At 67.7% G+C, this 26,432-nt stretch carries 22 protein-coding genes; 18 read left to right on the top strand and 4 right to left on the bottom strand.

Features of this window, described 5'->3' with window-relative positions; translation table 11 throughout:
* Nucleotides 1-8 precede the first annotated feature (8 nt).
* Nucleotides 9-878, top strand: coding sequence for a hypothetical protein (locus tag AC3IR9_RS16695; protein WP_489292103.1), 870 nt, complete (start codon nt 9-11; stop codon nt 876-878).
* Here AC3IR9_RS16695 and AC3IR9_RS16690 read toward each other — a convergent pair.
* Both AC3IR9_RS16690 and AC3IR9_RS16685 read right to left on the bottom strand, forming a co-directional pair.
* Nucleotides 863-1,507: a hypothetical protein gene (locus tag AC3IR9_RS16690; RefSeq protein ID WP_489292101.1), complete on the bottom strand. Its 645-nt coding sequence runs from the start codon at nt 1,505-1,507 to the stop codon at nt 863-865. The two genes, AC3IR9_RS16695 and AC3IR9_RS16690, sit on opposite strands and share 16 nt — an antisense overlap.
* 463 nt (nt 1,508-1,970) lie before the next feature.
* Nucleotides 1,971-4,394: a penicillin-binding protein 1A gene (locus AC3IR9_RS16685; protein WP_489292100.1), complete on the bottom strand. Its 2,424-nt coding sequence runs from the start codon at nt 4,392-4,394 to the stop codon at nt 1,971-1,973.
* A 224-nt stretch (nt 4,395-4,618) separates the two neighbouring features.
* Here AC3IR9_RS16685 and AC3IR9_RS16680 point away from each other — a divergent pair, with 224 nt between their 5' ends.
* The 14 genes from AC3IR9_RS16680 (at nt 4,619) to tkt (ending at nt 21,061) form a co-directional block, all read left to right on the top strand.
* Entirely contained in the window at nt 4,619-5,677 is a 1,059-nt protein-coding gene (locus AC3IR9_RS16680; RefSeq protein ID WP_489292098.1) for a pilus assembly protein PilM, read from the top strand.
* Nucleotides 5,677-6,504 carry a PilN domain-containing protein gene (locus tag AC3IR9_RS16675; protein ID WP_489292097.1) on the top strand — a complete coding sequence of 276 codons (828 nt, stop codon included), beginning with the start codon at nt 5,677-5,679 and terminating at the stop codon, nt 6,502-6,504. Before AC3IR9_RS16680 ends, AC3IR9_RS16675 begins: the two co-directional genes overlap by 1 nt.
* The gene (locus AC3IR9_RS16670) at nt 6,501-7,178 is read left to right on the top strand and encodes a type IV pilus inner membrane component PilO (RefSeq protein ID WP_489292095.1); all 678 of its coding nucleotides are present in this window, start codon (nt 6,501-6,503) and stop codon (nt 7,176-7,178) included. The genes AC3IR9_RS16675 and AC3IR9_RS16670 overlap by 4 nt, the downstream gene beginning before the upstream one ends.
* Nucleotides 7,175-7,708, top strand: coding sequence for a pilus assembly protein PilP (locus tag AC3IR9_RS16665; RefSeq protein WP_489292094.1), 534 nt, complete (start codon nt 7,175-7,177; stop codon nt 7,706-7,708). Before AC3IR9_RS16670 ends, AC3IR9_RS16665 begins: the two co-directional genes overlap by 4 nt.
* A 20-nt stretch (nt 7,709-7,728) precedes the next feature.
* Complete coding sequence (locus AC3IR9_RS16660; protein WP_489292093.1) at nt 7,729-9,723, top strand: type IV pilus secretin PilQ; 1,995 nt, start codon at nt 7,729-7,731, stop codon at nt 9,721-9,723.
* 308 nt (nt 9,724-10,031) lie between these two features.
* Nucleotides 10,032-10,319, top strand: a complete 288-nt coding sequence (locus AC3IR9_RS16655) for a YkgJ family cysteine cluster protein (protein ID WP_489292091.1) — start codon at nt 10,032-10,034, stop codon at nt 10,317-10,319.
* Between the two features lie 114 nt (nt 10,320-10,433).
* Nucleotides 10,434-11,468: an AAA family ATPase gene (locus tag AC3IR9_RS16650; RefSeq protein WP_489292089.1), complete on the top strand. Its 1,035-nt coding sequence runs from the start codon at nt 10,434-10,436 to the stop codon at nt 11,466-11,468.
* Nucleotides 11,469-11,483: 15 nt separating this feature from the next.
* Nucleotides 11,484-12,398, top strand: a complete 915-nt coding sequence (locus AC3IR9_RS16645) for a DUF58 domain-containing protein (protein WP_489292087.1) — start codon at nt 11,484-11,486, stop codon at nt 12,396-12,398.
* Nucleotides 12,395-12,856: a DUF4381 family protein gene (locus tag AC3IR9_RS16640; protein WP_489292085.1), complete on the top strand. Its 462-nt coding sequence runs from the start codon at nt 12,395-12,397 to the stop codon at nt 12,854-12,856. The genes AC3IR9_RS16645 and AC3IR9_RS16640 overlap by 4 nt, the downstream gene beginning before the upstream one ends.
* Entirely contained in the window at nt 12,853-13,872 is a 1,020-nt protein-coding gene (locus AC3IR9_RS16635; protein WP_489292084.1) for a vWA domain-containing protein, read from the top strand. Before AC3IR9_RS16640 ends, AC3IR9_RS16635 begins: the two co-directional genes overlap by 4 nt.
* Nucleotides 13,869-15,617 carry a tetratricopeptide repeat protein gene (locus AC3IR9_RS16630; RefSeq protein WP_489292083.1) on the top strand — a complete coding sequence of 583 codons (1,749 nt, stop codon included), beginning with the start codon at nt 13,869-13,871 and terminating at the stop codon, nt 15,615-15,617. Before AC3IR9_RS16635 ends, AC3IR9_RS16630 begins: the two co-directional genes overlap by 4 nt.
* Complete coding sequence (locus AC3IR9_RS16625) at nt 15,614-17,308, top strand: BatD family protein (RefSeq protein WP_489292081.1); 1,695 nt, start codon at nt 15,614-15,616, stop codon at nt 17,306-17,308. Before AC3IR9_RS16630 ends, AC3IR9_RS16625 begins: the two co-directional genes overlap by 4 nt.
* Before the next feature lie 67 nt (nt 17,309-17,375).
* Nucleotides 17,376-18,698, top strand: coding sequence for a dicarboxylate/amino acid:cation symporter (locus AC3IR9_RS16620; RefSeq protein WP_489292080.1), 1,323 nt, complete (start codon nt 17,376-17,378; stop codon nt 18,696-18,698).
* A 353-nt stretch (nt 18,699-19,051) separates the two neighbouring features.
* Complete coding sequence (gene tkt, locus AC3IR9_RS16615; RefSeq protein WP_489292079.1) at nt 19,052-21,061, top strand: transketolase; 2,010 nt, start codon at nt 19,052-19,054, stop codon at nt 21,059-21,061.
* 139 nt (nt 21,062-21,200) lie between these two features.
* On the opposite strand, the gene AC3IR9_RS16610 is transcribed toward tkt, so the two are convergent.
* Nucleotides 21,201-23,153: an acetyl-CoA hydrolase/transferase C-terminal domain-containing protein gene (locus AC3IR9_RS16610; protein ID WP_489292077.1), complete on the bottom strand. Its 1,953-nt coding sequence runs from the start codon at nt 23,151-23,153 to the stop codon at nt 21,201-21,203.
* A gap of 216 nt (nt 23,154-23,369) precedes the next feature.
* On the opposite strand from AC3IR9_RS16610, the gene AC3IR9_RS16605 reads away from it, so the two are divergent.
* From AC3IR9_RS16605 to AC3IR9_RS16595, 3 genes are read left to right on the top strand one after another with little or no spacing between them, the layout of a single operon-like run.
* Nucleotides 23,370-23,735: a BlaI/MecI/CopY family transcriptional regulator gene (locus tag AC3IR9_RS16605; RefSeq protein WP_489292076.1), complete on the top strand. Its 366-nt coding sequence runs from the start codon at nt 23,370-23,372 to the stop codon at nt 23,733-23,735.
* A complete protein-coding gene (locus tag AC3IR9_RS16600; RefSeq protein WP_489292075.1) occupies nt 23,728-24,966 on the top strand; it encodes a M56 family metallopeptidase in 1,239 nt (412 codons plus the stop codon). Before AC3IR9_RS16605 ends, AC3IR9_RS16600 begins: the two co-directional genes overlap by 8 nt.
* On the top strand, nt 24,963-25,526 hold the full coding sequence (locus AC3IR9_RS16595; RefSeq protein WP_489292073.1) for a hypothetical protein: 564 nt from the start codon (nt 24,963-24,965) through the stop codon (nt 25,524-25,526). The genes AC3IR9_RS16600 and AC3IR9_RS16595 overlap by 4 nt, the downstream gene beginning before the upstream one ends.
* Nucleotides 25,527-25,621: 95 nt before the next feature.
* On the opposite strand, the gene AC3IR9_RS16590 is transcribed toward AC3IR9_RS16595, so the two are convergent.
* Nucleotides 25,622-26,428, bottom strand: a complete 807-nt coding sequence (locus AC3IR9_RS16590) for an MBL fold metallo-hydrolase (RefSeq protein WP_489292072.1) — start codon at nt 26,426-26,428, stop codon at nt 25,622-25,624.
* Between the last annotated feature and the right edge of the window lie 4 nt (nt 26,429-26,432).

The following is a 26,432-nucleotide window of genomic DNA, read 5'->3' as shown; positions in this document are numbered from 1 at the left end:
CACGAAACATGCTGTTGGATGTAAAGATCACCGGGTTTGATGCGCTCTCCCTGACCGAAGACCCGGCCGCCATTGCCGAACTCAAAGGGCGCAATACATCGAAGTTGGACGATATCGCCACCTTCATGGCGGGCAAGGACAGCCTGCTCGATGCGCAGAGCATCGCGGCGCAACTCTTTCCGGTGGGCAAGGCCGACGTCTTCCTGTCGCACGCCCATGCCAACCAGGATGCCGTGGTCAGTCTCGCGTTGGCGCTGGAAGCGGCGGGCCTGAGTGTCTTCGTTGATTCCTGCGTGTGGGGCAACGTGTACGACCTGCTGCTGCGGGTGGACACTGCGCGCTCGCGCATCGAGGGCAAGGAGCACCTGTTCCACTACCGGCATGCCACGCGCACGGCGGCCAATATGTACATGATCCTCAACGTGGCCCTGCACCGGATGATCGACAACGCCGAGCTGATGCTGTTTCTGGACACCGATGCCGTCCGTGTGGAGCAGTATCTGGAGGACAAGGCGTTCATCGGCTCGCCGTGGATCTTCTCGGAGCTGATGTTTGCCACGATGGTCGGTCGACGCGCCCGGCCCGCAAAGAACGTGGGCCTGGAGACCTTCACTGAGGCGCTGGCCAAGACCTTCGACAGCGCGTTGCCGCCGCTGGTGCGCTATGAACTTCCGCCCAGTTCGCACACGATGGAGGCGTCCGTGCTGATGCAGCTGGTGCAAGACGCGCAGCGCCAGGCGAGGCTGTTCAAGTCGACGGGGCAGCAACCGGAACCGGACGTCTTCCTCGAGCCGTTTTACACACAACTCCCTGTCACTGCGATGGAACGAAGGCTCCTGGGTTGGCCGCCGCTGGCGGTGGCTCAGTCGGCCAGATAGCCCTCGATCTCCGCCTCGGCCAGCATCTGGCGGACCTGCGCCACCGACGCCCGCCGCATCGGCTTCTCGTCGATCGCCGACAAGGGGGGCTGGCGCAGCGCGTCGTAGGGCAGCACCGCGATGTCGAAGGTCAGGTCTTCGGCGCTGAACACCCATACCGGCACGTCCAGTACCCGCTCGCGGTCCAGCTGCAGGCGGCGCGTGCGCAGTTCGGCGGGGATGCCGTGTTCGTCGAAGTAGCGTTGCACCGCATCGGCATCGTCGCTGTGCACCTGCAGCTGCACCGGGCTGTTGGCGTCGGCGGTGCCTTCCAGTACCGGCCCGCACAGGCGCGGCGCGAACCGCTCCAGGAACTCCATCGCGCGCAGGGCCGCCTCGCGGCGCTGACGCAGGTGCGTACCGTGATCGGCGCCGGCGAACAGACGCTGGTACTCGCGCAGCGCGTCCTCGATCTCGGCGTTGCGGGGCAGGGAGGCGTCGTCGTGGATATCCAGCCGGGCCGCCGCCTTGAGCTTGGCCTGGTGGTAGTCGCGGATGCCGCCCTCGGCCATCAGCCGGGCCGCTTCGTGGGCGAGCCGATGCCGGCGCTCGCGGGTCTGGCTGGCTGCATGCTGGCGGGCTCGATGCATGACCGGAATTCCTGTGCGACCTGCATCGCAATGTACACCGTGAGCGTGACAAGCACGTAGCGCCTGCACCGTCACCACCAACGGTGGTGACCTACCTCAAGCGCATCGGTACCCGCGCATCGGGAATGCGGGCGAGCGATGGCAGACCCGTAGATCCACGCCATGGAGGACACCGCGCAGCCCGCAGCCCGCGGCGGAGTGTCTTTACGTACCGTAAGCCGCGCCCCTTGGCGGCGGGCAGGTCCTTGGCAAAATAAAGGAGGAGGTGACGGCCGCAGGCCGGCGCCGGGGGACATTTGCGAAAGGGCCTGCCCGCCGCCAAGGGGCTCCGGACCCTCGCGGCGGGCCGGAACGAAGAGACGCCCTCGCGCCCTGCGCCGAGCCTCTCCCCTCAAACGGGCGAAGAATCAAAAAAAGGCCGGGCAATGCCCGGCCTTCTGGTGCGTCCTGCGGGCTCTGCCGATCAGAAGATATCGAACGCGGCATCGTCAGCTTGCGGCGTATGGGCCTCGAAGCTGTATTCCTCGATCTTGTCCATGTCCTCCACCTTGACCCACTCCGTGGCGCCGTTGAGGGTGGCCTGGACCATGCCCGACGGCGGCTCGTTCTGGGCGATCGGGACATCCTTCAACGCCACGCGCATGTAGTCGATCCAGATCGGCAAGGCTGCCTTGCCGCCGTACTCGCGGTAGCCGAGCGAGCGGAAGTCGTCGCGGCCCACCCATACGGTGGTGGCGTAAGGGCCGCCGAAACCGGAGAACCAGGCGTCGCGGTGGTCGTTGGTGGAGCCGGTCTTGCCGCCCACGTCTTCGCGTCCCAGCACCTTGGCCGCGGTGCCGGTGCCGCGCTGGACCACGTCGCGCATCATCGAGACCAACTGGTAGGCGGTGCGTGCATCGATCGCGCGCGGGGCCACCTTGGCATCGGGGTTGACCGGCTTGGGCGCTTCAGCGACCGGCTGCTGCGGCTTGGCCGGACCGGTCGGCGCTGGCGCGGCAGCCCAGCCGAAGTTGAAGCCGTCCACGACCTGGCTGACCGGAGCGCCGCCACTGGTGCCGGCGCAATCGCGGCAGGCCATCGCCGGGTTTTCCTTGAACACCAGGTTGCCGTCGCGGTCGGTGACCTGGTCGATCAACCAGGTGTCCACGCGCGAGCCGCCGTTGGCGAACACCGCATAGCCGCGGGCCACCGACAGCGGGGTCAGCGAGGCGGTACCCAGCGACATCGACAGGTTCGGCGGCAGCTCGGCCTCGGCAAAACCAAACTCGCTGATGTACTTGCGCGCGTAATCCACGCCCATGCCGTCCAGCAGGCGCACCGAGACCAGGTTGCGCGACTGCACCAGCGCTTCGCGCAGGCGCATCGGGCCGCGGAAGCCGCCGCCATCGTTCTGCGGCGACCAGGTCTTGCCACGGCGGTCGCGGAACACCACCGGCGCGTCGAGCACGATCGAGGCCGGGTTGAAGCCCTTGTCGAACGCGGCCGCATAGATGAACGGCTTGAAGCTCGAGCCGGGCTGGCGACGGGCCTGGGTAGCGCGGTTGAACTTGTTGCCGGAAAAGCTGAAACCGCCCACCAGCGCCTTCAGCGCGCCGCTCTCGGCATCCACCGAGACCAGCGCGGACTGGCCGCGCGGGATCTGGTCGAGCAGCCACTCGCCCTCCTTGGCACCGGTGCGTACGCGCACGATGTCGCCCCGTTGGACCAGCTTGGCGGGGGTCTTGTTGGTCCATTTGGCCGCCGAGGCGGGCAGTACGACCTCGCTGCGGTTGGCCAGTACCACCGTGGCGCTGCCGTCGGCGCCCGTGCTGGCGACGATCGCCGGCAGCAGCCCGGCCTGCGAGACGATCCCGCGCAGGTGGTCGGCCAGCGCCGCGGCATCGTCAGCCGGGCCGGTCTGGATCTGCTTTTCCACGCCGTGCCAGCCATGCCGATGGTCGTAGGCCAGCAGGCCGTCACGCACGGCGATGTTGGCACCGGCCTGCAGTTCGGCGTTGATGGTGGTGGTGACGTGGTAACCCTTGTTGACCACGTCGCCGCCGAAGCGGGCGATCATTTCCTGGCGGACCAGTTCGGCCACGTAGGGGGCTTCGACCTGCACCGGCGGCTCGTGCGCGCTGGCGTGCATCGGCACGGCCTTGGCCGCGTCGGCTTCGGCCTGGCTGACGAAGCCCAGGCTGGCCATACGCTGCAGCACGTAATAGTCGCGGCGCTCGCGGGCACGCTCGGGGTTGCTGATCGGGTTGCCCGAGGAGGGGAACTTGGGGATGCCGGCCAACGAGGCCATCTCGTCCAGGTCCAGCTCGCCGAGCTTCTTGCCGTAATAGAACTCGGCCGCGGCGGCCACGCCGTAGGCGCGGTTGCCGAAGAAACTCTTGTTCAGGTACAGCTCGAAGATCTCGTCCTTGCTCAGCTCGGACTCGATCTTGCGCGCCAGCAGGATCTCGGCCAGCTTGCGGGTGTAGCTGTACTCGGAGCTCAGGAAGAACTGGCGGGCGACCTGCTGGGTGATGGTCGAACCCCCGGGGACGCGCTTGTCGTTGGTGGTGGCCAGCAGCCACACCGCGCGGCCGATGCCCTTGTAGTCCACCCCGCCGTGCTCATAGAAGCGGGCGTCCTCGGTGGCCAGGAAGGCCTGCTTGAGCCGCTCCGGGACCTCCTTCATGGTGATCGGGACGCGCCGCGACTCGCCGAATACGGCCATCAGCTTGCCATCGCTGGCATACACGTACATGGGCTCCTGCATCTCGATGTTGCGCAGCGACTGCACGTCCGGGAGCTTGGAGGAAACGGCGTAGTAGAGGCCACCTGCGACGGCGGCGCCGATCAGCGCCAGGACCAGGAAGGCGACCAGCAACCAGCGCAGCCAGCGGCGAAAGCGTGTCATCAGGGACAGATTCCGATTGCGAATTTCGTGGCCGCAGAGTATAGATTACGCAAGGGAGCGGCTGGGGCCGTTCCTGGGGAGCGCAACTCGATCAACGTCTGGGGACGCGTGAAACGTGCCGTAGTGCCCGTTTTGCGGCGTGACAGTTGCGGTTTGCAAAAAAAACGTTATTAATGCGCGGGCGCAGGTTATGCGTCCAAGTGCCCGTCGGCAGGGGAGAAACCGTGGGGCTCATCCCAAAAAGCCAGTCGCCGCTTATTGGCGTCGACATCAGCTCGACTGCAGTAAAGCTCTTGCAGCTTTCTCGCAGTGGCAATCGTTTCCGCGTGGAACATTACGCTGTGGAACCGTTGCCGCCGAATGCTGTGGTTGAAAAGAACATCGTCGAAGTTGAAGCCGTAGGTGAGGCTATCCGACGCGCCGTGAACCGTTCCGGTACCAAGGCCAAGCATGCGGCCGCCGCCGTGGCCGGGTCGGCCGTGATCACCAAGTTGATCCCGATGCCGGCCGACCTGGACGAGAACGACATGGAAGCCCAGGTCGAGCTCGAAGCGGTCAACTACATCCCGTACCCGATCGAGGAAGTGAACCTCGATTTCGAAGTGCTGGGCGCCATTCCCAACAACCCGGAAATGGTCCAGGTGCTGTTGGCGGCCTCGCGCTCGGAGAACGTGGAGCTGCGCCAGTCGGCGCTGGAGCTGGGCGGGCTGACCGCCAGGGTGATGGACGTGGAGGCCTTCGCGGTCGAAAACGCCTTTGCCCTGGTAGCCAGTGAGCTGCCGATCGCCAGCGATGGCGTGGTCGCGCTGGTGGACATCGGCGCCACCATGACCACCCTGAACGTCCTGCGCGGTGGGCGCAGCCTGTACAGCCGCGAACAGGTGTTCGGCGGCAAGCAGCTTACCGACGAGGTCATGCGCCGTTATGGGTTGACCTACGAAGAGGCGGGCCTGGCCAAGCGCCAGGGCGGGTTGCCGGAAACCTACGCAATGGAGGTGCTGGAGCCGTTCAAGGAAGCCACGGTCCAGCAGATCAGTCGTCTCCTGCAGTTCTTCTATGCCGGTAGTGAATTCAACCGGGTCGACCACATCGTGCTGGCCGGCGGTTGTGCGGCCTTGGCCGGCCTGCCGGAGATGGTGGAAGAGCAGCTGGGCGTGGCCACCGTGGTGGCCAATCCGCTGGCGCAGATGACGCTGGGCCCGAAGGTCCAGGCGCATGCCCTGGCCCAGGATGCCCCGGCGCTGATGATCGCCACCGGTCTGGCGCTGAGGAGCTTCGACTGATGGCGAGAATCAACCTATTGCCTTGGCGCGCCGAACGGCGCAAGCAACGCCAGCGCGATTTCTACGGCATGCTCGGTTTCGCCGCCATTGGCGGGGTGCTGCTGTCATTGATGATCTGGTTCTACTACGACCGTCAGGTCAGCGGGCAGGGCGAGCGCAACAGCTTCCTGCAGGCCGAGATCGAGAAGGTCAAGGAGCAGAACAAGGAGATCGACCGCCTGGATCGCCAGAAGGAGCGCCTGCTGGCGCGCAAGAAGGTGATCGAGGAGCTGCAGGCCAAGCGCTCGCAGATGGTGCACCTGTTCGATGCACTGGTGCGCACCATCCCCGACGGGGTGGTGTTGACCGCGCTCAAGCAGGAAGGCGACATCCTGACCCTGGAAGGCCGCACCCAGTCCAATGCACGGGTCAGCGCGTACATGCGCAACCTGGAAAATTCGGGCTGGATGAGCAAGCCGGAACTGTCGGTGATCGAGGCCAAGAAGCCCGACGACGGCAAGACCGCGCCGGGACCGGTGACCGACATCAGCGCACTGCCGTACATGTTCGTGGTGAAGGTCACCCTGCCTGCGCAGAGTGAGCCGATCAACGGCATCAACACCGATGGCAGCGTCGCGGCTCCGACCGATGCGCCCGTCACGGCACCGGCCACGCCGGCCGTCGCGCCGTTGTCGCCGGCGCCGGCAGCGGCCGATCCGGCTGCGGCCCCGACCGCAGCGCCGGCACCGGCGACCGATCCGGCCAAGCCGGCCGGCAGCCGTATCGGCCCGCCCGCCGCACCGGCACAACCGGCGGCAGCCAGTACGCCGCAGAAGGGGGCCGCATGAGCCAGAAGATCAATCTCAAAGAGCTGGATTTCAACAACATCGGTAACTGGCCGCAGCAGGCCAAGGTGGTGTTCTGCGCACTGCTGGCGGTGTTGATCGTGTTCCTGGCGTGGTTTGCCCTGATCAGCGGCAAGCGTGATGAACTGGCTTCGCTGGAGCAGACCGAAACCGGGCTGCGTACCGAGTTCGAGAAGCAGCAGGGGCGGGCGGTCAACCTGGAGCCACTCAAGCAGCAGCTGACCCAGATGGAGCAGGTGCTGCAGCAGATGTTGCGCCAGTTGCCCAGCAAGACCGAAATGCCGGACCTGATCATCGACATTTCCCAGACCGCGCTGTCCAGCGGCCTGGTCAATGAACTGTTCCAGCCCGGTGCCGAGCAGCCCAAGGAGTTCTACGCCGAAAAGCCGATCGCCCTGCGCATGGTGGGCAGCTACCACCAGTTCGGCGCGTTCGTCAGTGGCGTGGCCTCGTTGCCGCGCGTGGTGATCCTGACCATGCACGATATCAACCTGAAGCCCAAGGATCCCAAGACCGGCATCACCGCACGCAGCGGCGCGCTGGAGCTGTCCGGTACGGTCAAGACTTACCGTTATCTGGACGAGCTGGAAATGGAAGCGCAGGAAAAGACTGCCGCCGCCAATGACAAGTCCGCCAAGTCCGGAGGCAGGAAATGAGCCTGGGGATGACCGCACGGATAGGTGGGCTGTTGTTGCTGGCATTGCTGGCCGGTTGCGCGCGCGGGGTGAGCAGTACCCCGGGCGATGCGCCGAACCTGGCCAAGTGGGTGGACGACGTGCGCGCGCGCCCGGCACCGCCGCTGGAGCCTCTGCCGGTGATGCAGCAGTTTGAGACGTTTGAATACTCCGCGCAGGGGATGCGCGATCCGTTCACCGATGCCTGGACCAATCCGCAGGGAGGCTCGGGACTGCGTCCGGATCCGAACCGCCGCAAGGAGCCGCTGGAAGCCTTCCCGCTGGATGCCTTGGACATGGTCGGTTCGATCGGCAACGGGGGCGGGCTGGTCGCGCTGGTGATGGCGCCGGACAAGGTCACCTATCGGGTGCGTCCGGGCGTCTACATGGGGCAGAGCGATGGCCGGGTGACCGGGGTCTTCGAAGACCGGATCGAACTGATTGAACTGGTGCCGGATGGCGCGGGCGGCTGGCTGGAACGGCCTGCATCGCTTGCGCTTGAAGATCAATGAATGATTATGGGGATAGCACGATGACCTTTTTCAATGCCATGCGGCAGCGCCCCCAGCGGCGCCCGAAGCTGATCCACCTGTGCGCGCTGGGAGTCGCGCTCATGGTGGCCAATGGCACGCTGCAGGCGGCGACGCCCGGGGCAACGCCCGCGGCGGCACCGCTGCCGGCCGGCGCTGCCGCTGCCGCTGCCGCCACGGCACCGGCGTCGCTGTCGGTGACCAAGATCGACTTCAAGCGCAGTGAAGACGGCGCCGGCCGGTTGATCCTGCAGTTCGACGGCAAGGGCGCCAACCCGGACCTGCGCACCCAGGGCAACAACGTGGTGATCGACGTGGGCAACGTCCGCCTGCCGGAGAACCTGCAGAAGTCGATCAACGTCACCGACTTTGCCACTCCGGTCCAGCGCATCGATCCCAAGCCTTATGGCGGCGGCACCCAGCTGGTGCTCAACACCAACACCGCGTTCGAGTCGCTGGCCTACCAGACCGCCAACGAGTACGTGGTGGAGATCAGCCCGCGCAAGCAGGCTCCGGCCACCGGTGCGATCAATGCCACCACGGTGACCCAGGCCGCCGTCGCCGTCGCCCAGCGCGGTTACAGCGGCAAGCCGGTGACCTTCAACTTCCAGGACGTGCCGGTGCGCACCGTGCTGCAGTTGATCGCCGAGGAATCCAACCTCAACGTGGTGGCCTCCGACAGCGTCGAAGGCAACGTCACCCTGCGCCTGGTCAACGTGCCGTGGGACCAGGCGCTGGACATCGTGCTGCGTGCCAAGGGCCTGGACAAACGTCGCGACGGCGGCGTGGTGTGGGTGGCCCCGCAGCCGGAGCTGGCCAAGTTCGAGCAGGACAAGGAAGACGCGCGTATCGCGATTGAAAACCGCGAAGACCTGGTCACCGATTACATCCAGATCAACTACCACAACGCCGTGCAGATCTTCAAAGCACTGACCGAGGCCAAGGGCATCGGCGGTGGTGGTGGCAGTGGCGGCGGCGGAGGCGGGGGCAGCTCGCAGGAAGACAGCGGGTTCCTGTCCTCGCGGGGCCGCATCGTCGCCGACGAGCGCACCAACACGTTGATGATCAGTGACATCCCGAAGAAGCTGGTGCACATGCGCGAGCTGATCAAGGTCATCGACCGTCCGGTCGACCAGGTGCTGATCGAAAGCCGCATCGTGATTGCTACCGATACGTTTGCGCGTGAGCTGGGTGCCAAGTTCGGCATCACCGGCAGCCGTGACAATGTGTTCTTCGGTGGCAGCACCGAGGGCAATGCCAAGAACATCAACGACCAGTCGAAGGTCAACAACGACTACGCCAAGGCGCTCGCCGATTGGGATGCCGGTGGTCGTACAGGTGCAATCCCGATCCGCGCGCCGTACACGATCAACACGGAACGGTTGAACTGGAACCTGCCGGTCGCCGCGGCCAGTAATCCGGGCTCGCTGGCGCTGTCGATTCTCAACGCCGGTTACCTGCTGGACGTCGAACTGTCGGCCATGCAGCAGGAATCGCGCGGCGAAGTGATCTCCAATCCGCGCGTGGTCACCACCAACCAGCGCGAAGCGATCATCAAGCAGGGTAAGGAAATCGGCTATGTCACCATCAGTGGTGGCGGTTCGGCCGGTGGCGCTGCCACGCCCAACGTACAGTTCAAGGAGGTGGTGCTGGAGCTGAAGGTCACCCCGACCATCACCAACGACAACCGCGTGTTCCTGAACATGGCGGTCAAAAAGGATGAAGTGGAAGGCTACATCCGCCTGGCCGGTTACGGCGAAGTGCCCACCATCAACCGCCGCGAAGTCAACACCGCCGTGCTGGTGGAAGACGGGCAGACCGTGGTGATCGGTGGCGTGTACGAGTTCACCGACCGCAACAGCGTCAACAAGGTGCCGTTCCTGGGCGACGTGCCGTTCCTGGGCAACCTGTTCAAGAAGCGCAGCCGCAACAAGGACAAGGCCGAACTGCTGGTCTTTGTCACCCCGAAGGTGCTGCGCGTGGCCAGGACCAACTGAGGTCGAACCACGCAACTGTGGGTAAGAACGGGCCGCCATGTGCGGCCCGTTCCCGTTTTAGCCACCGGATCGACTCCGATGAACCACGGCTGGGGGCGCTGCGCAGATCGTTCAAGCGGCTATGTCAACACTCTCCGGCCTCTCTGGTTGGTCATAGTTGAAGAAGGGGGGCAAGCGTTGAGGTACGCGGCCTACCTGCCCTAGCCGCTGGTCGGCCCTGTCAATACCGCTTCATGCTGCGTTATGCGACAGCAGCCAAAGCGGCGTTAATGTGCACGCCGGTTCGTCGCAAATGCAGGAGATCTCCCATGTCAGCAGCCCACTGCTCAAGATGTGACGCGCGGTGTTGCACGCTGACGGTGGTGCTCGGCGAGTCAGAGCCCATCCCGGCCGAGCTGACCGCTGAGCTGCCAAGCGGCGTGCGGGTGATGAGCAAGGGTGAAGACGGATGGTGCATCGCCCTGAACAGAGAGCGGATGAACTGCGGCATCTATGAAAGCCGGCCATTGGCCTGTCGACGCTTCACGATGGCAGGTGCCTACTGCAACGCCATCTTCCCGGGTAATGACGCCGCAACGCCACCCCGCGCGCGGTAGCTGCACGCCAGCGCGGCGCCGTCGCCGCGTTCAGGCAATCTTGATGCCGATCCCCGGCCCGCCTGCCATCATGTAAGCGGAACCTTCGCACGCCGCGCAGGTCACACGGACGCCATGAACCTGCCGCCTCCAATGCCCGACACTCCCCTCGATACCCCTGCTGCCACCGAACTGGCCCACGACCGCCTGCACGACAGCTTCCGCGCGCTGCGCGACGCCTTGTCAGCCGAGATCGTCGGCCAGGCGGCGCTGGTCGAGCGGCTGCTGACGGCCTTGCTGGCCGACGGCCACCTGCTGGTGGAGGGTGCCCCCGGACTGGCCAAGACCACCGCGATCCGCGCGCTGGCCGCGCGCCTGGAGGCGGACTTCTCGCGCGTGCAGTTCACCCCGGACCTGCTGCCGGCCGACCTGACCGGTACCGAGATCTGGCGCCCGCAGGAAGGCCGGTTCGAGTTCGTGCCCGGCCCGATCTTCCACCCGATCCTGCTCGCCGATGAAATCAACCGGGCCCCGGCCAAGGTGCAGTCGGCGCTGCTGGAGGCGATGGGGGAACGCCAGGTCACCGTTGGCCGGCACACCTATGCCTTGCCGGCGTTGTTCCTGGTGATGGCCACGCAGAACCCGATCGAGCAGGAGGGCACCTTCCCGCTGCCCGAGGCGCAGTTGGACCGCTTCCTGATGCATGTGCGCATCGGCTACCCCGATTCGGATGCCGAAACGGAAATCCTGCGGCTGGCCCGAGAGCGCGCCCGCGATGCGCTGGGCACGCCGCCGCCGGCCCCGGCGCGGATGCCGCTGCAGGATGTGTTCGACGCGCGCAAGGCGGTGCTGTCGCTGCACATGGCGCCGGCGCTGGAGCGCTACCTGATTGAAATCGTGCTGGCCTCGCGCGACGCCAGTCGCTACGACCCGGCCCTGGCCAGGCGTATCGCCTGGGGGGCAAGCCCACGCGGCTCGATCGCATTGGAGCGCTGCGCCCGCGCCCGCGCCTGGCTTGGCGGCCGCGACTTCGTCACGCCCGACGATGTGCGCAGTGTCGCCCCGGATGTACTGCGCCATCGCGTGCTGCCCAGCTACGAAGCCACTGCCGAAGGCTGGGACGGCGACCGCCTGGTAGCCGAGCTGCTGGCGCGCGTACCGGCACCCTGAGCCGTGCGACCGCACGTGGATACCCCGACGAACAGCGCAGACGGCGATGGCGTGACCCCGCGCCTGGACGAACTGGTGGCCCTGCGCCGCAATGCGCATCGATTGGCACCGGCCCGCCGTGGCCGGCTCGGCCATGCCGGCAGCGCGCCGGCACCGATGCGCGGGCGTGGCATGGAGTACGCCGAATCACGCGAGTACGTGGCCGGTGACGATGCCCGCCACATCGATTGGCGGGTGACCGCACGCACCGGGCGTGCGCATACCAAATTGTTCCAAGCCGAGCGCGAGCGCTTGACGCTGCTGGTGGCCGACACCGACCCGGTGCTGTACTTCGGCACCCGGGTTCGCTTCAAATCGGTGCAGGCCGCACGTGTAGGCGCCATCGTCGCCTGGCTGGCGCAGCGCCAGGGCGACCGGCTGGCTGCCCTGCGCGGCAGCGCCATCGAGGCACCGCTGCCACCGGCCGGGGGCACCCGTGGTGTGCTGCGCGTGCTGGACGCGTTGACCCGCTGGTATGCGCAGCCGCCCACCGAAAACGCAGGCCTGGACCGCGCCCTTGAGCACGCCACGCGCCTGCTGCGCCCCGGCGCACGCGTGGTGGTGCTGGCCGATCCCGGCCAGGCCGCCAGCATCAGCGTGTCGCGCTGGACCGCGCTGGCCATGCACCACGAAGTGCAGGTGATGCTGCTGGTGGACCCGCTGGAACTGGCGCCGCCGTCGGCGCCCCTGGCGTTCCTGTCGCAGGGCCGCCGGGTGCTGCTCGACCTGGACCGCGCGGCCGTACGCGAACACTGGCGCGAGCGCTTCGTGGCCCCATTGGAGGACCTGCAGCGCACGCTGTCATCGCGCCGCATCCACGTGCACGTGGTGGCCTCAGACGATGCCAGCGACTGTTGGCTGACCCCGATGCCATCGGCGGTAGTGGCATGAGCGCGGCCGCCTCGTTGCCACTGCGCGACGTGCACCTGCCACCGTCGCCCCCGTGGTGGCCGCCCGCGCCGGGCTGGTGGCTGCTGGCGGCCGCCCTGCTCGCGCTGGTCGGCGTGCTGTGGTGGTGGCAACGCCGCCGGCGGCGCCAGCAGCAGCGCTGGAGGCGTCTGTTCGACCAGGCCGCCATCGAGGCGGCGACGCCGACCGACGAGGTTGCCGCCATCGCCGCACTGCTGCGGCGTGCCGCACGCCTGCGCCAGCCTGGCGCGGAGCTGTTGCAGGGCCAGGCGTGGCTGGAATTCCTGGATGCCCCTGGCAGCAAGGCGTTCTCCGACGGTGATGGCCGTTTGCTGCTGGACGGTGCCTATCGCGCGCAGGTCGATCCGGAGGCGGTGCTGCGCCTGCGGGTCCTGTCGCGCGCGCGCTTCCTCGACCTGCTGTCGAGGCGTCGCCGATGATCGCCATGACCTTGCCCGACTGGATACCCGGATGGCTGTCCTGGCTGGATACCCTGGCCTGGCCGTGGCTGCTGGCGGCGCTGCCGTTGCCGGTGCTGATGCATGCGTGGCCAAGGCGCACCGCCGACGCAGCCGCGTTGCGGGTGCCCTATGCGGCTGCGCAGCTGCAGGCGCTGGGCATGGCCGCCGGGGTGCGCTCGCTCGGCATCGGGCGGGTGCTGCTGTGGTTGGCCTGGACCAGCCTGTGCGTGGCCGCCGCCCGTCCGCAACACCTCGGTGAGGCCATCACGCCACCGCATCAGGGTCGACAGATGATGCTGGCCGTGGACGTGTCCGGCAGCATGAGCGAAGCGGACATGACGCTTGGCAACCAGGTCGTGGACCGGCTCACTGCGGCCAAGGCGGTTCTCGCCGATTTCCTTGACCGTCGTGCCGGCGACAGCGTGGGCCTGCTGATCTTCGGTGAGCGTGCCTACACCTTGACCCCGCTGACCAGCGACCTGGCCAGCGTGCGCCTGCAGCTGGGTGACAGCGTGGTGGGCCTGGCCGGGCGTGAGACCGCGATCGGGGATGCCATCGCGCTGGCGGTCAAGCGCCTGCGCGAACAACCGCAGGGCCAGCGCGTGCTGATCCTGCTCACCGACGGGGTCAGCAATGCCGGTGTGCTGGAGCCGCTGCGTGCCGCCGAGCTGGCCAAGGCCGAAGGCGTACGCGTGTACACCGTGGCCTTCGGCGGCGACGGCGGCTTCAGCCTGTTCGGGGTGCAGATCGCCCCCGGGCAGGACCCGGTCGACGAGGCTACGCTGCAGCGCATTGCGGAGATGACCGGTGGTCGCGCCTTCCGCGCGCGCAACACCGATGAGCTGGCCGGTATCTACGCCGAACTGCAGCGTCTGGAGCCGGTGGCATCGGCCGGCCCTGCCGTGCGCCCGCGCATCGAGCGCTACGCCTGGCCGCTCGCACTGGCCTTGTTGCTGGGTGCAGTGGCCTGGCTGTTGCCGAGGCGCTGGGCATGACCATCGACTGGACTGCACTGCATCTGATCCGCCCGCAGGCGCTGTGGGCGCTGCTGGCCCTGCCGTTGATCGTGCTGTTCTGGGCCTGGCGGCAACGCCGCGGCAGTGCGTGGCAGGCCGCCGTTGATGCCCACCTGCTGCGCCACCTGCTGGTCGCCGGTGGTCGCCGCGCCTGGGGCGGATTGGCGCTGTTGCTGCTGGGCTGGACACTGGCGGTGCTGGCGCTGGCAGGGCCAAGCTGGCGGCAGGTGGCGCAGCCGTTGTGGCAATCGCCCACGCCACTGGTGGTGGCACTGGACCTGTCCACGCGGGTGGCCGCCAGCGACCTGCCGCCCTCGCGCCTGCTGCAGGCCCGCGCCAAACTGGCCACGCTGCTGCGCGAACGCCAGGGCGGGCAGGTGGCCCTGCTGGTCTACGCCGACGATGCCTACACGGTCGCGCCGTTGACTGCCGATACCGCCAACGTGGCGCTGTACCTGGACGCGCTGGGCCCGGACGTGATGCCGCGCGATGGCCAGCGCGCCGAACGTGCGCTGGAGGCGGCGGTACTGCTGCTGCAGCAATCCGGCGCACGCAGCGGCGACATCCTGCTGCTGACCGACCGCGCCGACGCGGCCGCCGCCCGCGCGGCTGCCACCGCGCGCGGACAGGGCTTCACCGTTTCGGTGCTGGGGCTGGGTACGCCAGCCGGTGCCGCCTATCGCGCCGGCGACGGACAGATCGAACAGGCGCGGCTGGAAGAAACGCCGTTGCGCGCGCTCGCCGGCAACGGCGGCGGGCGGTATGTGCGTATCGCCAATGACGATGCCGACCTGAAGGCCTTGGGCGTGTTGACGCCCAGGGCCAGCGCCGACGACCGTCGCGACGGTGCGGGCATGGCCTGGCGCGATGAAGGTTTCTGGCTGTTGTTGCCGCTGATGTTGATCTCGCTGTGGGCCTTCCGTCGGCGCGGTCTTGCCATGCTGCTGGTGGCCGGGGCGGTCCTGCCGCTGGCCTTGCCGGCACCGGCGCATGCCGCGGAAGGGAGCTGGTGGCAGCGTGCCGACCAGATCGAGCAACAGCGATTGAGCGCAGGGGTGGATGCCTACCGGCGTGGCGACTTCAAGGCCGCCCAGCAGCAGTTCGAGGGTATCCACAGCGGTGCCGGCCAGTACAACCTGGGCAATGCACTGGCCCGTCAGGGCCAGTACGACGCGGCCATCGACGCGTACGACCAGGCACTGCGGCGCAGTCCGGGCATGCCCGATGCGGTGGCCAACCGGGCGGCGGTGGAGGTCGCGCGCAAGCGCACCCCGCCATCCGCCCCGCCCAAGGGCAGCGATGGCAAGCAGCCGCCGAACACACCACTGCCGCAGGGACAGGGGCAGGCAAAGCCGGGGCAGCAGGGGCAACCGCCCAGGCAGCCCGGCCAGCAGGATCCGGGCAACGCCCCGCCCACGCCGGGGCAGAACCCGGGCACGCCGAAGCAGGGCGAAGCGCAGCACGACCCGGGCAACCCCGACCCTGCCGCGCAGGCGCAGGCCGATGCTGCCCAGCGCCAACAGATGCAGCAGGCGTTGCAACAGCAGCAAGGCAAGGATGGCAAGGACACCCCGGCCCAGCGTGCCGCCGCCGAAAGCCCGCAGCAGCGTGAGCAGCGGCAGGCGGTGGAAGCGTGGATGCGGCGCGTTCCGGATGATCCAGGCAGCCTGTTGCGGGCCAAGTTCCAGCTGGAAAACGAACGCAGGAAACGGGAAGGACGATGAGCAGTGATTCCACCATGCGGCGATGGGTGCGTGCCTGCAGCTGGTTGCTGCTGGGCGTCAGTACCCTGGCGCAGGCGCAGACCCGCGCCTGGCTGGACCGTGCGCAGATCAGCGACACCGAGACGGTGACCCTCACCATCGAGAGCGAGGGCAGCGGCATGCCGGATTACGCTCCGCTGCGCACCGATTTCGACCTCAGCGCGCAGACCAGCAGCCGCCAGGTGCAGCTGAGCAATGGCAGCATGAGCACGCGCAACCTGTATGGCGTGGCGCTCTCGCCGCGGCGCAGTGGCACCTTGCAGATTCCTGCGCTGCAGGTGGGCAACGGCCGTACCGAGCCATTGCAGTTGCAGGTGAGTGCCGGTGCCAGCCCGTCTGCCGCGGTGCCCGGCAACGCGGCGGTGTTCATGGAAACCGAGGTCGATGACAGCACGCCGTACGTGCAGCAGAGCGTCGGGGTGGTGGTGCGGTTGTACTACGCCTCGCAGCTGGTCTCCGGCGAGCTGGTACTGGATACCCCGGCTGGCGCCTCGCTGCAGCGCGTGGGCGAAGACCGCAGCCTGGTGCGCGAGGTCAATGGGCGTCGCTACAACCTGGTGGAGCGGCGCTTCCTGTTGATCCCCGAGCGCAGCGGGCCGCTGCAGTTGCCTGCTGCGCAGTTCAATGGGCGCGCGGCCGGTGGCTTCTTCGACGACATGTTCGGCGGCGACGGGCGGCTGCGCGCCAGCGCGCCGGCACGCACGCTGCAGGTACAGGAGCAACCGGCCAGCGCACCGCAGCCGTGGTTGCCGCTGCATGACCTGCGCCTGCGCTACACCGCAGCGCCCAGTAGCGGGCGAGCCGGCGAAGCGGCCACGGTCGTGGTCGAGGCGATCGCGCAGGGTGCCACCCGTGCCCAGTTCCCTGAATTGCCCACGCTGGACGTCGGCCCGGAAGCACAGGTCTTTGCCGAGCCACCGCAGTACGACGAAACCTTCAATGGCAGCACGCCGCAGCTGAAGCTGACCCGCCGCTACTCGATCGTGCCGCGCCGTGCCGGAAACCTGCAGGTGCCGGGTCCGCGCATGGCCTGGTGGGACGTGAAGACCGGCCAGGCGCGGACCGCGACCTTGCCTGACTTGTCGCTCACCGTGGCTGCCGGGGTTGCCGGGTCCACCGCCCCGAGCCTGCCGGTGGACACGACTTCGGCGCTGCCCGATACGCCGGCAACGCCCTCCAATGCCCTGCCACTGGCCGATTCCGCTGCTACGCCGCGGCCATGGGGCTGGATCGCGGCCAGCGCCGGCCTGGTCCTGCTGTGGCTGCTCACGCTGTGGTGGGGCTGGCGTCGCACCGGCGTGCGGGCTCCGGCCCCTGTGCCGTCGTCGGGCGCCGCGCGCGCGGCGGCGGCTCCGGTCGCCCAGGCAGACCTGCGCCGCGCGCTGGAAAGCCAGGGCCTGGACGAGATCATCGGCCTGTTGGCCGCGATGGGCGGGGTGCAGGGCCTGGACGCCCTGCTGGCGCGGCTGGCCGATCCGGCCCAGCGCGAGGCGCTGCTGGCCATGCAGCGGGTACGCTGGGCCGGCCAGGGCGGCGATGTGGCTGTCGCCCGCCAGGTGCTGCGCCGCGCCTTCCATGACCGACCGCACTGGAAGCAGGACGAGGTGGCGGAAAACAATGGCCTGGCGCCTCTATATCCTTCGGGATCTTGATCCGCTGCCGGGCCTGCGGGGCCGGCTTTGCTAAGCTGATTTCACTTCTTTACAGGAAAGCCGCTACATGACTCAGGCCGCAACGACCCGCAAGAAACTGCCCTTGCACTGGAAAATGGGCATTGGCTTCGTGCTGGGCCTGGTGCTTGGCCTGATCGTCCACGCCGCCGGCCCGGGCGTTCCCGGGCTGCCCGAGGTCGCCAAGGGCGTGATGGCCTGGGTGACCACGCCGCTGTCGAGCCTGTTCCTCAACCTGATCTTCATGCTGATCGTGCCGCTGATCTTCTCGGCGCTGATCATGGGCGTGTCGGAGATGGGCGACATCCGCGCGCTGGGACGCATCGGCTGGAAGACCCTGGCCTACACGGTGCTGCTGTCGGGTATCGCGGTGGGTATCGGGCTGGTGCTGGTCAATGTGCTCAAGCCCGGTGCCGGGGTAGACCCGCAGGTGGCCGCGCAGATGCTCGCCGAGAATGCCGAGCGCAGCCAGCAGATCGTGGCCGGCATCCATGGCACGCCCAAGGGCATGGACATGCTGTTGTCGATCGTGCCCAGCAACGTGCTGCAGGCGGCCTCGGACAATGGCGCGATCCTGTCGCTGATGTTCTTCGCGCTGATGTTCGGCATCGGCATGGTGCTCAGCGACGAAGAAAAGGTCGCCCCGCTGCGGCGCGCGGTGGAAGGCGTGTTCGAAGTGTCGATGACCCTGATCAACCTGGTCATCCGCCTGGCCCCGTACGCGGTGGCCTGCTTCATGTTCAACCTGGCCGCGCTGTTCGGCTTCGACCTGATCATCCGCCTGGGCGCCTACGTGGGCGTGGTGGTGCTGGCACTGGGCCTGCACATGGTGGTGACCTATGGCGTGGCGGTGTGGTTGTCCGGGCGTTCGCCGCTGGCCTTCTTCCGCGACACCCAGGAAGCCACGGTGATGGCGTTCTCCACCGCCTCCAGCAACGCCACCCTGCCCACCGCACTGCGCGTGGCCGACCAGATGGGCCTGCCGCAGAAGGTGTCGCGCTTCGTGCTGACGGTGGGCGCTACCGCCAACCAGAACGGCACCGCGCTGTTCGAGGGCGTGACAGTGATCTTCCTGGCCCAGTTCTTCGGCGTGGACCTGAGCATCGGCCAGCAGATCATGGTGATGGCGGTCTGCATCCTCGGCGGCATCGGCACGGCCGGCGTGCCGTCCGGCTCGCTGCCTGTGGTGGCGATGATCTGCGCCATGGTCGGGGTGAACCCGCTGGGCATCGGCCTGATCCTGGGCGTGAACCACTTCCTGGACATGTGTCGTACCGCGCTGAACGTCACCGGCGACCTGGCCCTGACCACCCTGGTGGCCAAGGGCGAAACCGAAGACAGCCCGGTCCCGCTGCAGGTCAAGCGCGACTGACGCACGGCGTCGGCCTGCGGCGATCAGCGTCACCACCAACGGTGGTGACCTACGCCAAGCGAGGCCATCGGTGCCCGCGCAGCGGAGACACCGCAACACCCGTCAGGAATCCCGCGCAGCGCCGAGTTCCCTTGTTTTCCGGTGCAGTGCCGGACGATGCGGGGATCCGCGTCACCACCAACGGTGGTGACCTACCCGCAAGGGCATCGGTGCCCGCCCACCCCAGCCCAACCTGGGAGCCGATGGCGAACGCTTTTATTCAGAAAGCCGACGCCCGACCTGACCCCGCCGGACGTCTGTGGGACAATTAGCGGCCCGCAGCTCCGCGGGAGCCTCCCGACTCCGATACAACCATGACGCAGCCTACCCGCCGCCAGTTGGCCAACGCCATCCGCTTCCTTGCCGCCGATGCGGTCGAAACCGCCAAGTCCGGGCATCCCGGCATGCCGATGGGCATGGCCGATATCGCCGAGGTCCTCTGGAACGACTATCTCCGTCACAACCCCAACAACCCCAAGTGGTTCAACCGCGACCGCTTCGTGCTGTCCAACGGCCACGGCTCGATGCTGCAGTACGCGCTGCTGCACCTGAGCGGCTATGACCTGCCGATCGAGCAGCTCAAGCAGTTCCGCCAGCTCGGCAGCAAGACCGCCGGCCACCCCGAACACCATGAAACCCCCGGCGTTGAGACCACCACCGGCCCGCTCGGCCAGGGCCTGGCCAACGCCGTCGGCTTCGCGCTGGCAGAAAAGCTCCTCGCCCAGCGCTACAACCGCCCCGAGCACGAGATCGTCGACCACCGCACCTGGGTGTTCCTCGGCGACGGCTGCCTGATGGAAGGCATCTCGCATGAAGTCGCCTCGCTGGCCGGCACCTGGGGCCTGGGCAAGCTGGTCTGCTTCTGGGATGACAACCACATCTCCATCGACGGTAACACCGCCGGCTGGTTCACCGACAACACCCCCGAGCGTTTCGAAGCCTATGGCTGGAACGTGGTGCGCGGCGTCGATGGCCATGACCCGGACAGCATCAAGGCGGCCATCGACAGCGCGCTGGCGCAGTTCGACAAGCCCACCCTGATCTGCTGCCGCACCACGATCGGGTTCGGTTCGCCGGGCAAGGCCGGCAAGGAATCCAGCCACGGCGCCCCGCTGGGCAAGGACGAACTGGAGGCCACCCGCAAGCAGCTGGGCTGGCCGTACGGTCCGTTCGAAATTCCCGAGGAGATCTACGCCGGCTGGCGTGCCGGTGGCACCGGAACCCTGCGCCAGGCCGAGTGGGAACTGGCCTTCGACAAGTACGCCAAGCAGTTCCCGGCCGAGGCCGACGAACTGACCCGCCGTTCGCATGGCGAGCTGCCGGCCGACTTCATCGCCAAGGCCGATGCCTACATCGCCCAGGTCCAGGCCGACGGCCAGACCATTGCCTCGCGCAAGGCCTCGCAGATGGCGATCGAAGCATTCGCCCCGCTGCTGCCGGAGCTGGTCGGCGGCTCGGCCGATCTGGCCCACTCCAACCTGACGTTGTGGAAGGCCAGCAAGTCGGTGGCCACCGATGACCCCAACGCCAACTACGTCTATTACGGCGTGCGCGAGTTCGGCATGACCGCGATCGCCAACGGTCTGGCCCTGCATGGTGGTTTCATTCCGTTCGATGCCACCTTCCTGGTGTTCAGCGATTACGCCCGCAACGGCGTGCGCATGAGCGCGCTGATCCCGGCGCATGCGATCCACGTCTACACCCATGACTCGATCGGCCTGGGCGAAGACGGCCCGACCCACCAGCCGGTGGAACACCTGGCCTCGCTGCGCTACATCCCCAACAACGATGTGTGGCGCCCGTGCGACGCGGTGGAATCGGCGGTCAGCTGGAAGTCGGCGATCACCCGCACCGACGGCCCGAGCTGCCTGGTGTTCAGCCGCCAGAACCTGCCGCACCAGCCGCGCAGCACCGCCCAGGTCGCGCAGATCGCGCGCGGGGGTTACGTGCTGGCCGATGCCGACGGTGGCGTGCCCGACGTGATCCTGATCGGCACCGGTTCGGAAGTGGGCCTGGCCGTGGCCGCCAAGGCGGAACTGGATGCTGCTGGCATCAAGACCCGCGTGGTGTCCATCCCGTCCACCGATGTGTTCGAGCGCCAGGACGCGGCTTACCGCGAGTCGGTGCTGCCCAACGCCGTGCGCAACCGCGTGGCCGTCGAAGCCGGCGTCACCGGCTTCTGGCGCCAGTACGTGGGCCTGGACGGTGCGGTGATCGGTATCGACACCTTCGGTGCCTCCGCCCCGGCCGAAGCACTGTACAAGCACTTTGGCATCACCACCGAAGCGGTGGTGGCCGCGGCCAAGGCGCAGCTGGCGAACTGATCGCCCTGCCCACGGTGCCGGGCATCCTGGCGCCGTGGCAGCGCCGGGTTCTGCCCGGCGGCTGCAAAAACGAAGGCCGGCGAAAGCCGGCCTTCTTCATTGTCGCGGGCGTCCAGCCGAGCATGGCCCGGCGCCGGATTCATCCGGCGGTACGGGCCAACCCCAACCGCAGCAACCGCGCCTCGATCCGCTCAGCCGTGTCCTTGGGCGCCTCCAGCCCCATCCGCTGCAGGTAGGCCGCATCGCCGTCGCCGGCCGGCTGCATCACCGCCGCCAGCACGGTGCGCAGCTTGGCGCCGCGCGTCTGCGTGTTCTGCTTCAGCCAGCCCAGCGCCTTGACCAGGTGCTGCTCGACGTCGGTGAAGTCACTGCCCAGCGGATAGTCCGGCAACAGGCCCGATTGCCGGAACGGTGCCAGCACGGCACTGACTGCCGTGGCGGTGTTGCGTTGCGGCCAATCGGCCGGTGCAGCGAAAGCGGCATCCAGCTTCTTCGATGCTTTCGCGGTCTGCAGCAGCTCGGCCTGGAACGCGGCATCGGTGATGCCGGCCATCCCGATCACGCAGTCTTCGTCGGTGAGGTTGCGCAGGTCGGCGATGCCGTACTCGTTGATGTAGATGTCGCGCAGGTGGCGCGGGATGGTGGTGTGGCCGTAATTCCAGCGCACGTTGGACTGCAAGCGGCCCTTGTCCTCGCGCACCGCGCGGAACAGCAGCGCGCTGCGCGCTTCGGGCAAGGCATGGGCCATCGCCACGAAGTTGTATTGGCCACCCACGCCGGACACCACCCGCCCATCCTCCAGTGCATCGGAAACCGCCGCACCCAGTGCGGTGGCCATCATGCACGAGTTGAAGAAGCGCGCATGACGACGCTGCAGCCGTTCCAGGGTTTCATTGCCCCCGTAGAGCTGGTTGATCTCGCTGATCCGGCGCATGCCGATGGCACCGCGTTCGTCCTCGGGCAGCTCGCGCAGCCACTGGTAGAACTCTGGCGAGCCCAGGTAGAACGCGCCATGCAGGTACTCGCCTTCGGCCTCCAGGGTGGCGTGGTCGATGGTGAGGGTGCTGCCGCTCTCGATGCGCTCCATCAGCGCCAGGTCGTCATGCACCTTGCGCCGGATCACCCCGGTCTGGACCAGCCGGCGGAAGCCTTCGTTGAGCATCTCGCTGCAGCCGTAGAGGCCGATCTCGAACGGCTCCAGGCCGCCGCATTCGAGCACGGTGGGGTGCGTGGCCAGGCGTGGATCGAGCGCGTGCAGGATCTGCCGGTAGCGCGCGTTGTCGGTGTGCCGCAGCACCAGTGCATGGCTGATCGCATCGGCGAGCGTGCCGATGCCGATCTGCAACGTGCCGCCATCGCGGACCAGCGCGCTGGCATACAGGCCGATCGCGTAATCGGCATCGCTGACCGGCTGGCGCGGCAGCCCGAACAGCTGCGGGTACGGGCCGGGCGGGGTGATCACCAGGTCGAAGAACGACACATCCACCGTCGCAGTGCCGCCCAGGTAGGGCAACCGCGGGTCGATCTCGGCGATCATCAAGGGGCGCGGCAGGCCACGCGCGGCCATCGCATCGAGCGTGTCCTGGGTGATGTCGTTGTTGCACGACAACGACAAGCGCCGGTCATCCGGGCGCATCGCCACTTTCTGCACGATGGCGTGCGGCGCGCGCTGCGCCACCGCGTCGGCGGCATGGGTGTAGTTGAGGCTGGTGTAGCCGCGCTGGGCCTGCGCCGAGCCCAGCAACGCACCGGACTGCATGTAGAACTCTTCCACCTGCACGTGGGCCGGAAGCGCATCGCGGACCATCGCGTCGGCATAGGCCAGGCGCGGGAAATCGGCACCGAAATGGCGCTCGGCGAACGGCGCCATGAAGCGCGCTTCCAGCCCGGCGGCGGGCCTGGGCGGGTTCAATGACAACGCGGTATACACCTGCAGCGGTCGCGAAGAATCGTTCTCGACCCGTGCATACAGGGCATTGAGCAGCCGGTGCGGCTTGCCCAGCGCCAGCGGCGCGCCGATGCGCAAGGGGCCATCGACCCGCTGCAGCAGCCAGTCGATCGCAGCGTCGAGGTCGGTGAGGTGTTCGGTCATCCAGCGCCATCCTTCAAAGTCATGCGGACCATTACAGCATTCCGGGTTTGAACGGACGTCGACGCGGGCCTCCATCGCATCCAGCATCTGCACGGGATGGCCTGATCCTCGCAGCGTCGCCATGAATCGGCTGTGCAAGCCAACGGGTCGGCGGCAGGGGGTTGACTTCAATGGTGATTACGTGCGTAATCAGTCCATCGATTACGGATGTAAATGATGAGCCAGATCAGTGAAGCCGAGGCGGTGGTAATGGATGTGCTGTGGCAGCGGCATCCCCTGGTTGCCGACGACGTGGTGGCCGCACTGGCCGGGCGCGACTGGGCCGAGCCGACCATCAAGACCCTGCTCAACCGGTTGCTGACCAAGGGCGCGATCAGCGCCAGCCGCGACGGCCGTCGCTACCTGTATTCGCCGGTACTGCAACGCCAGGCCTGGGTGGCCGAGCAGAGCAGTGGGCTGCTGGACAAGCTGTTCGACGGCCGGGTGGCGCCGCTGGTGGCGCATTTCAGCCAGCGCGGGGAGCTCAGCGCGCAGGACCTCGCCGAACTGAAGCAGCTGATCCAGGACCTGGACCATGACTGAGCTGCTCAACGGACTGATGCAGGCCAGCGTCTGGCTGGCCATCGCGGTGCTGCTGCTGGCAGCGCTGCGGCCCCTGCTGCTGCGGCTGGGCGGGGCGGCGCTGGCCTACCGCAGCTGGTGGCTGTTGCCGCTGGTGCTGGTGGCCTTGTGCCTGCCCTTGCCCAGCCTGCCGCTGGCCGATGCCGCCCCAATGCGGGTGATCGGCGCCGCCCTGCGCGCGCCGGTGTTGCCGGCGGAGATGTCGCTGTGGCCGGTGCTGCTGTTGGCCGTATGGATGGCCGGGGCGATGGCTTTGGCGGTCTCCAGCTGGCAGGCGCAGCGCCGCTTCGAGCGCGCGCTGGGCTGCTTGCAACCGCGTGCCGATGGCAGCTGGCAGGCCAGCGCCGATCCGGGCCTGCCGGCGCTGGTTGGCTTGTGGCGGCCGCGCATCGTGGTGGGCCCGGGCTTTGAAGATGATTTCAGTCCGGCCGAGCAGGACCTGATCCTGCAGCACGAACGCAGTCATCGCCACCACGGCGACCCGTGGGCGAACGCCACGCTGGCCGCGCTGCGCTGCGTGTTCTGGTTCCATCCACTGCTGCCGTGGGCGGCGCGTCGGTTCCTGCGTGACCAGGAGCTGGCCTGTGATGCGCGCACGGTTGATCCCCATCCGGCCTTGCGCCGGCTCTACGCCAACGCGCTGCTGAAGGCGCAGTTGGTCTACCCGGCTGCCCCGATGGCCTGCCACTGGCGCAGCCAACCGATGCTGAAGGAGCGAATTGCCATGTTGAAGGAACACAAGCCAAAGGCGTTGCCCTGGTTGAGCGGGCAGATGCTGGTGGTGGGCGTGTGCGTGGGTCTGGGCACGGTGGCCTGGGCCAGCCAGGGCGGCGCAACGGCCCCGCGGGCGGTCACCACCGAGACAGTCGAACGGGTGCAGACCGACGCTGCCAGCATCGACGGGGAGCGACCGGTGACGCCGAACAAAATGAACCCACCCAGCTATCCCACGCGGGCCTTCGAGCAGGGCCTGTCTGGCAAGGTGGTGCTACGGGTGGATGTGGACGCGCAGGGCGCGGTGACCGACGTACGCGTGCTGAGCGCCGCCCCTCAGGGCGTGTTTGAAGCAAGTGCGATCGCCGCGGCACGCACCTGGACCTATGCGCCAGCCCTGAGGAACGGCAAGCCGGTGGCCGCAGCCGTACGTATTCCGGTGACCTATGAGATGAACGAACCGGCGCCCGCGCAGTGAGGCGCATCGGGCCGGCCCTGCTGGCGTTGGCCGTGGTCGGCTGCGCCGGCCATGACCAGATCAGCACGGTGGATACGCGCGCGGAGAACGTCGATCACCAGCGTTTGAAGACCGCTGGCGCGGGCGCGGAAGGCCAGGTGCAGCCGTACCAGCTCAGTCCGAGCGAGGGCTACCGGATGCCGCAGCTGTATGCGGCGCCGGACCCGGTGGTCGGCACGCGCGACCCGCGCCGCGAATTGGCACCCACCGTGGTCTGCCTGCAGGTGGTTGTGGATGCCGAAGGCACTGTGGAACGCAGCGTGGCGTTGACCGACAGGCCTGAATGCAGCGCGGGGACTACGGTGGACAACGCGCCGCTGCTGCAGGCAGCCCAGGAGGCGGTGGCACAGTGGCGGTACTCGCCCGCGGCGCTGTGTCACTACGCTGCGGGACAGGTCCCCGATGACCGCGGGGATTGCAGCGGGGCCGCGCGCATCGAGCCGGTGCCGGTGAGCCTGTTGTATGCCTTCACCTTCGAAATCGTGAAGGGCAAGCAGACCGTGCACCGCCAAGGCAGGTAGAGCCGCCCATGGGTGGCTGCGCGGGGCCGGACACGCGCAACGGGGCCGGGCCCATGCAGCGGGGCAGAGACAATGCAGCGGGGCAGAGCCCCGCTCTACGGGGTTGGGCCGCCCTGGATGTTGGCTTTCACCGACGGATGCATCAGCTTCGGCTCGGCCAGCGTCGCGTCGCGGGCCTGACGGGTGGCGATGAAATCGGCTTCGCTGACGCCGTCGCGAAGGTGGATGTTGTGCGCGCGCTGTTCGCCGATGGTGGTCTGGTTGGCAACCTCGCGCCCACCGGGGCCGTAGTCGTGGCAGATGAACACGTGGGTGGCGTCGGGCAATGCCAGCAGGCGCTGGATCGAGTGGTACAGCTGCGCCGCATCGCCGCCGGGGAAATCACAGCGGGCGGTGCCGCCGTCGGGCATGAACAGCGAATCCCCAGTGAACAGCGCATCGCCGATACGGTAGGCCACGCTGTCGCTGGTGTGGCCGGGCACCGCGATCACCTCTACATCGATGCCGCCCAGTGCGAAATGCTCGCCATCGGCAAACAAATGGTCGAACTGCGAACCGTCGGTCGGCACCTCCAGCGCGTACCGCGGCGCGAAGGTGCGTTGCACCTGCACGATGCCATCGCCCATGGCCAGGCGCGCGTCCGGCCACGGCTGCTTGAGCCAGCGGCCGGCGCTGATGTGGTCGGCATGCGCGTGCGTTTCCAGCAGCCAGCGGACCTGTAGGCCGTTGTCGCGCACGTGCGCAAGCAACGGCTGCAGGGGGCCGGCACCGAGCGCGTCGGTATCCGGGTCGTAGTCGAGCACGGGATCGATCACCGCGGCCTGCAACGTCGCCGGGTCATGCACCACGTAACTGAAGGTGTGGCTGTCGGGGTGGAAAAAACTGGCGACGTGCGGTGTCATGGTG

The sequence above is a fragment of the Stenotrophomonas sp. GL_101 genome (genome assembly GCF_057835675.1).
This window is presented reverse-complemented; position numbering and strand designations above follow the sequence as displayed.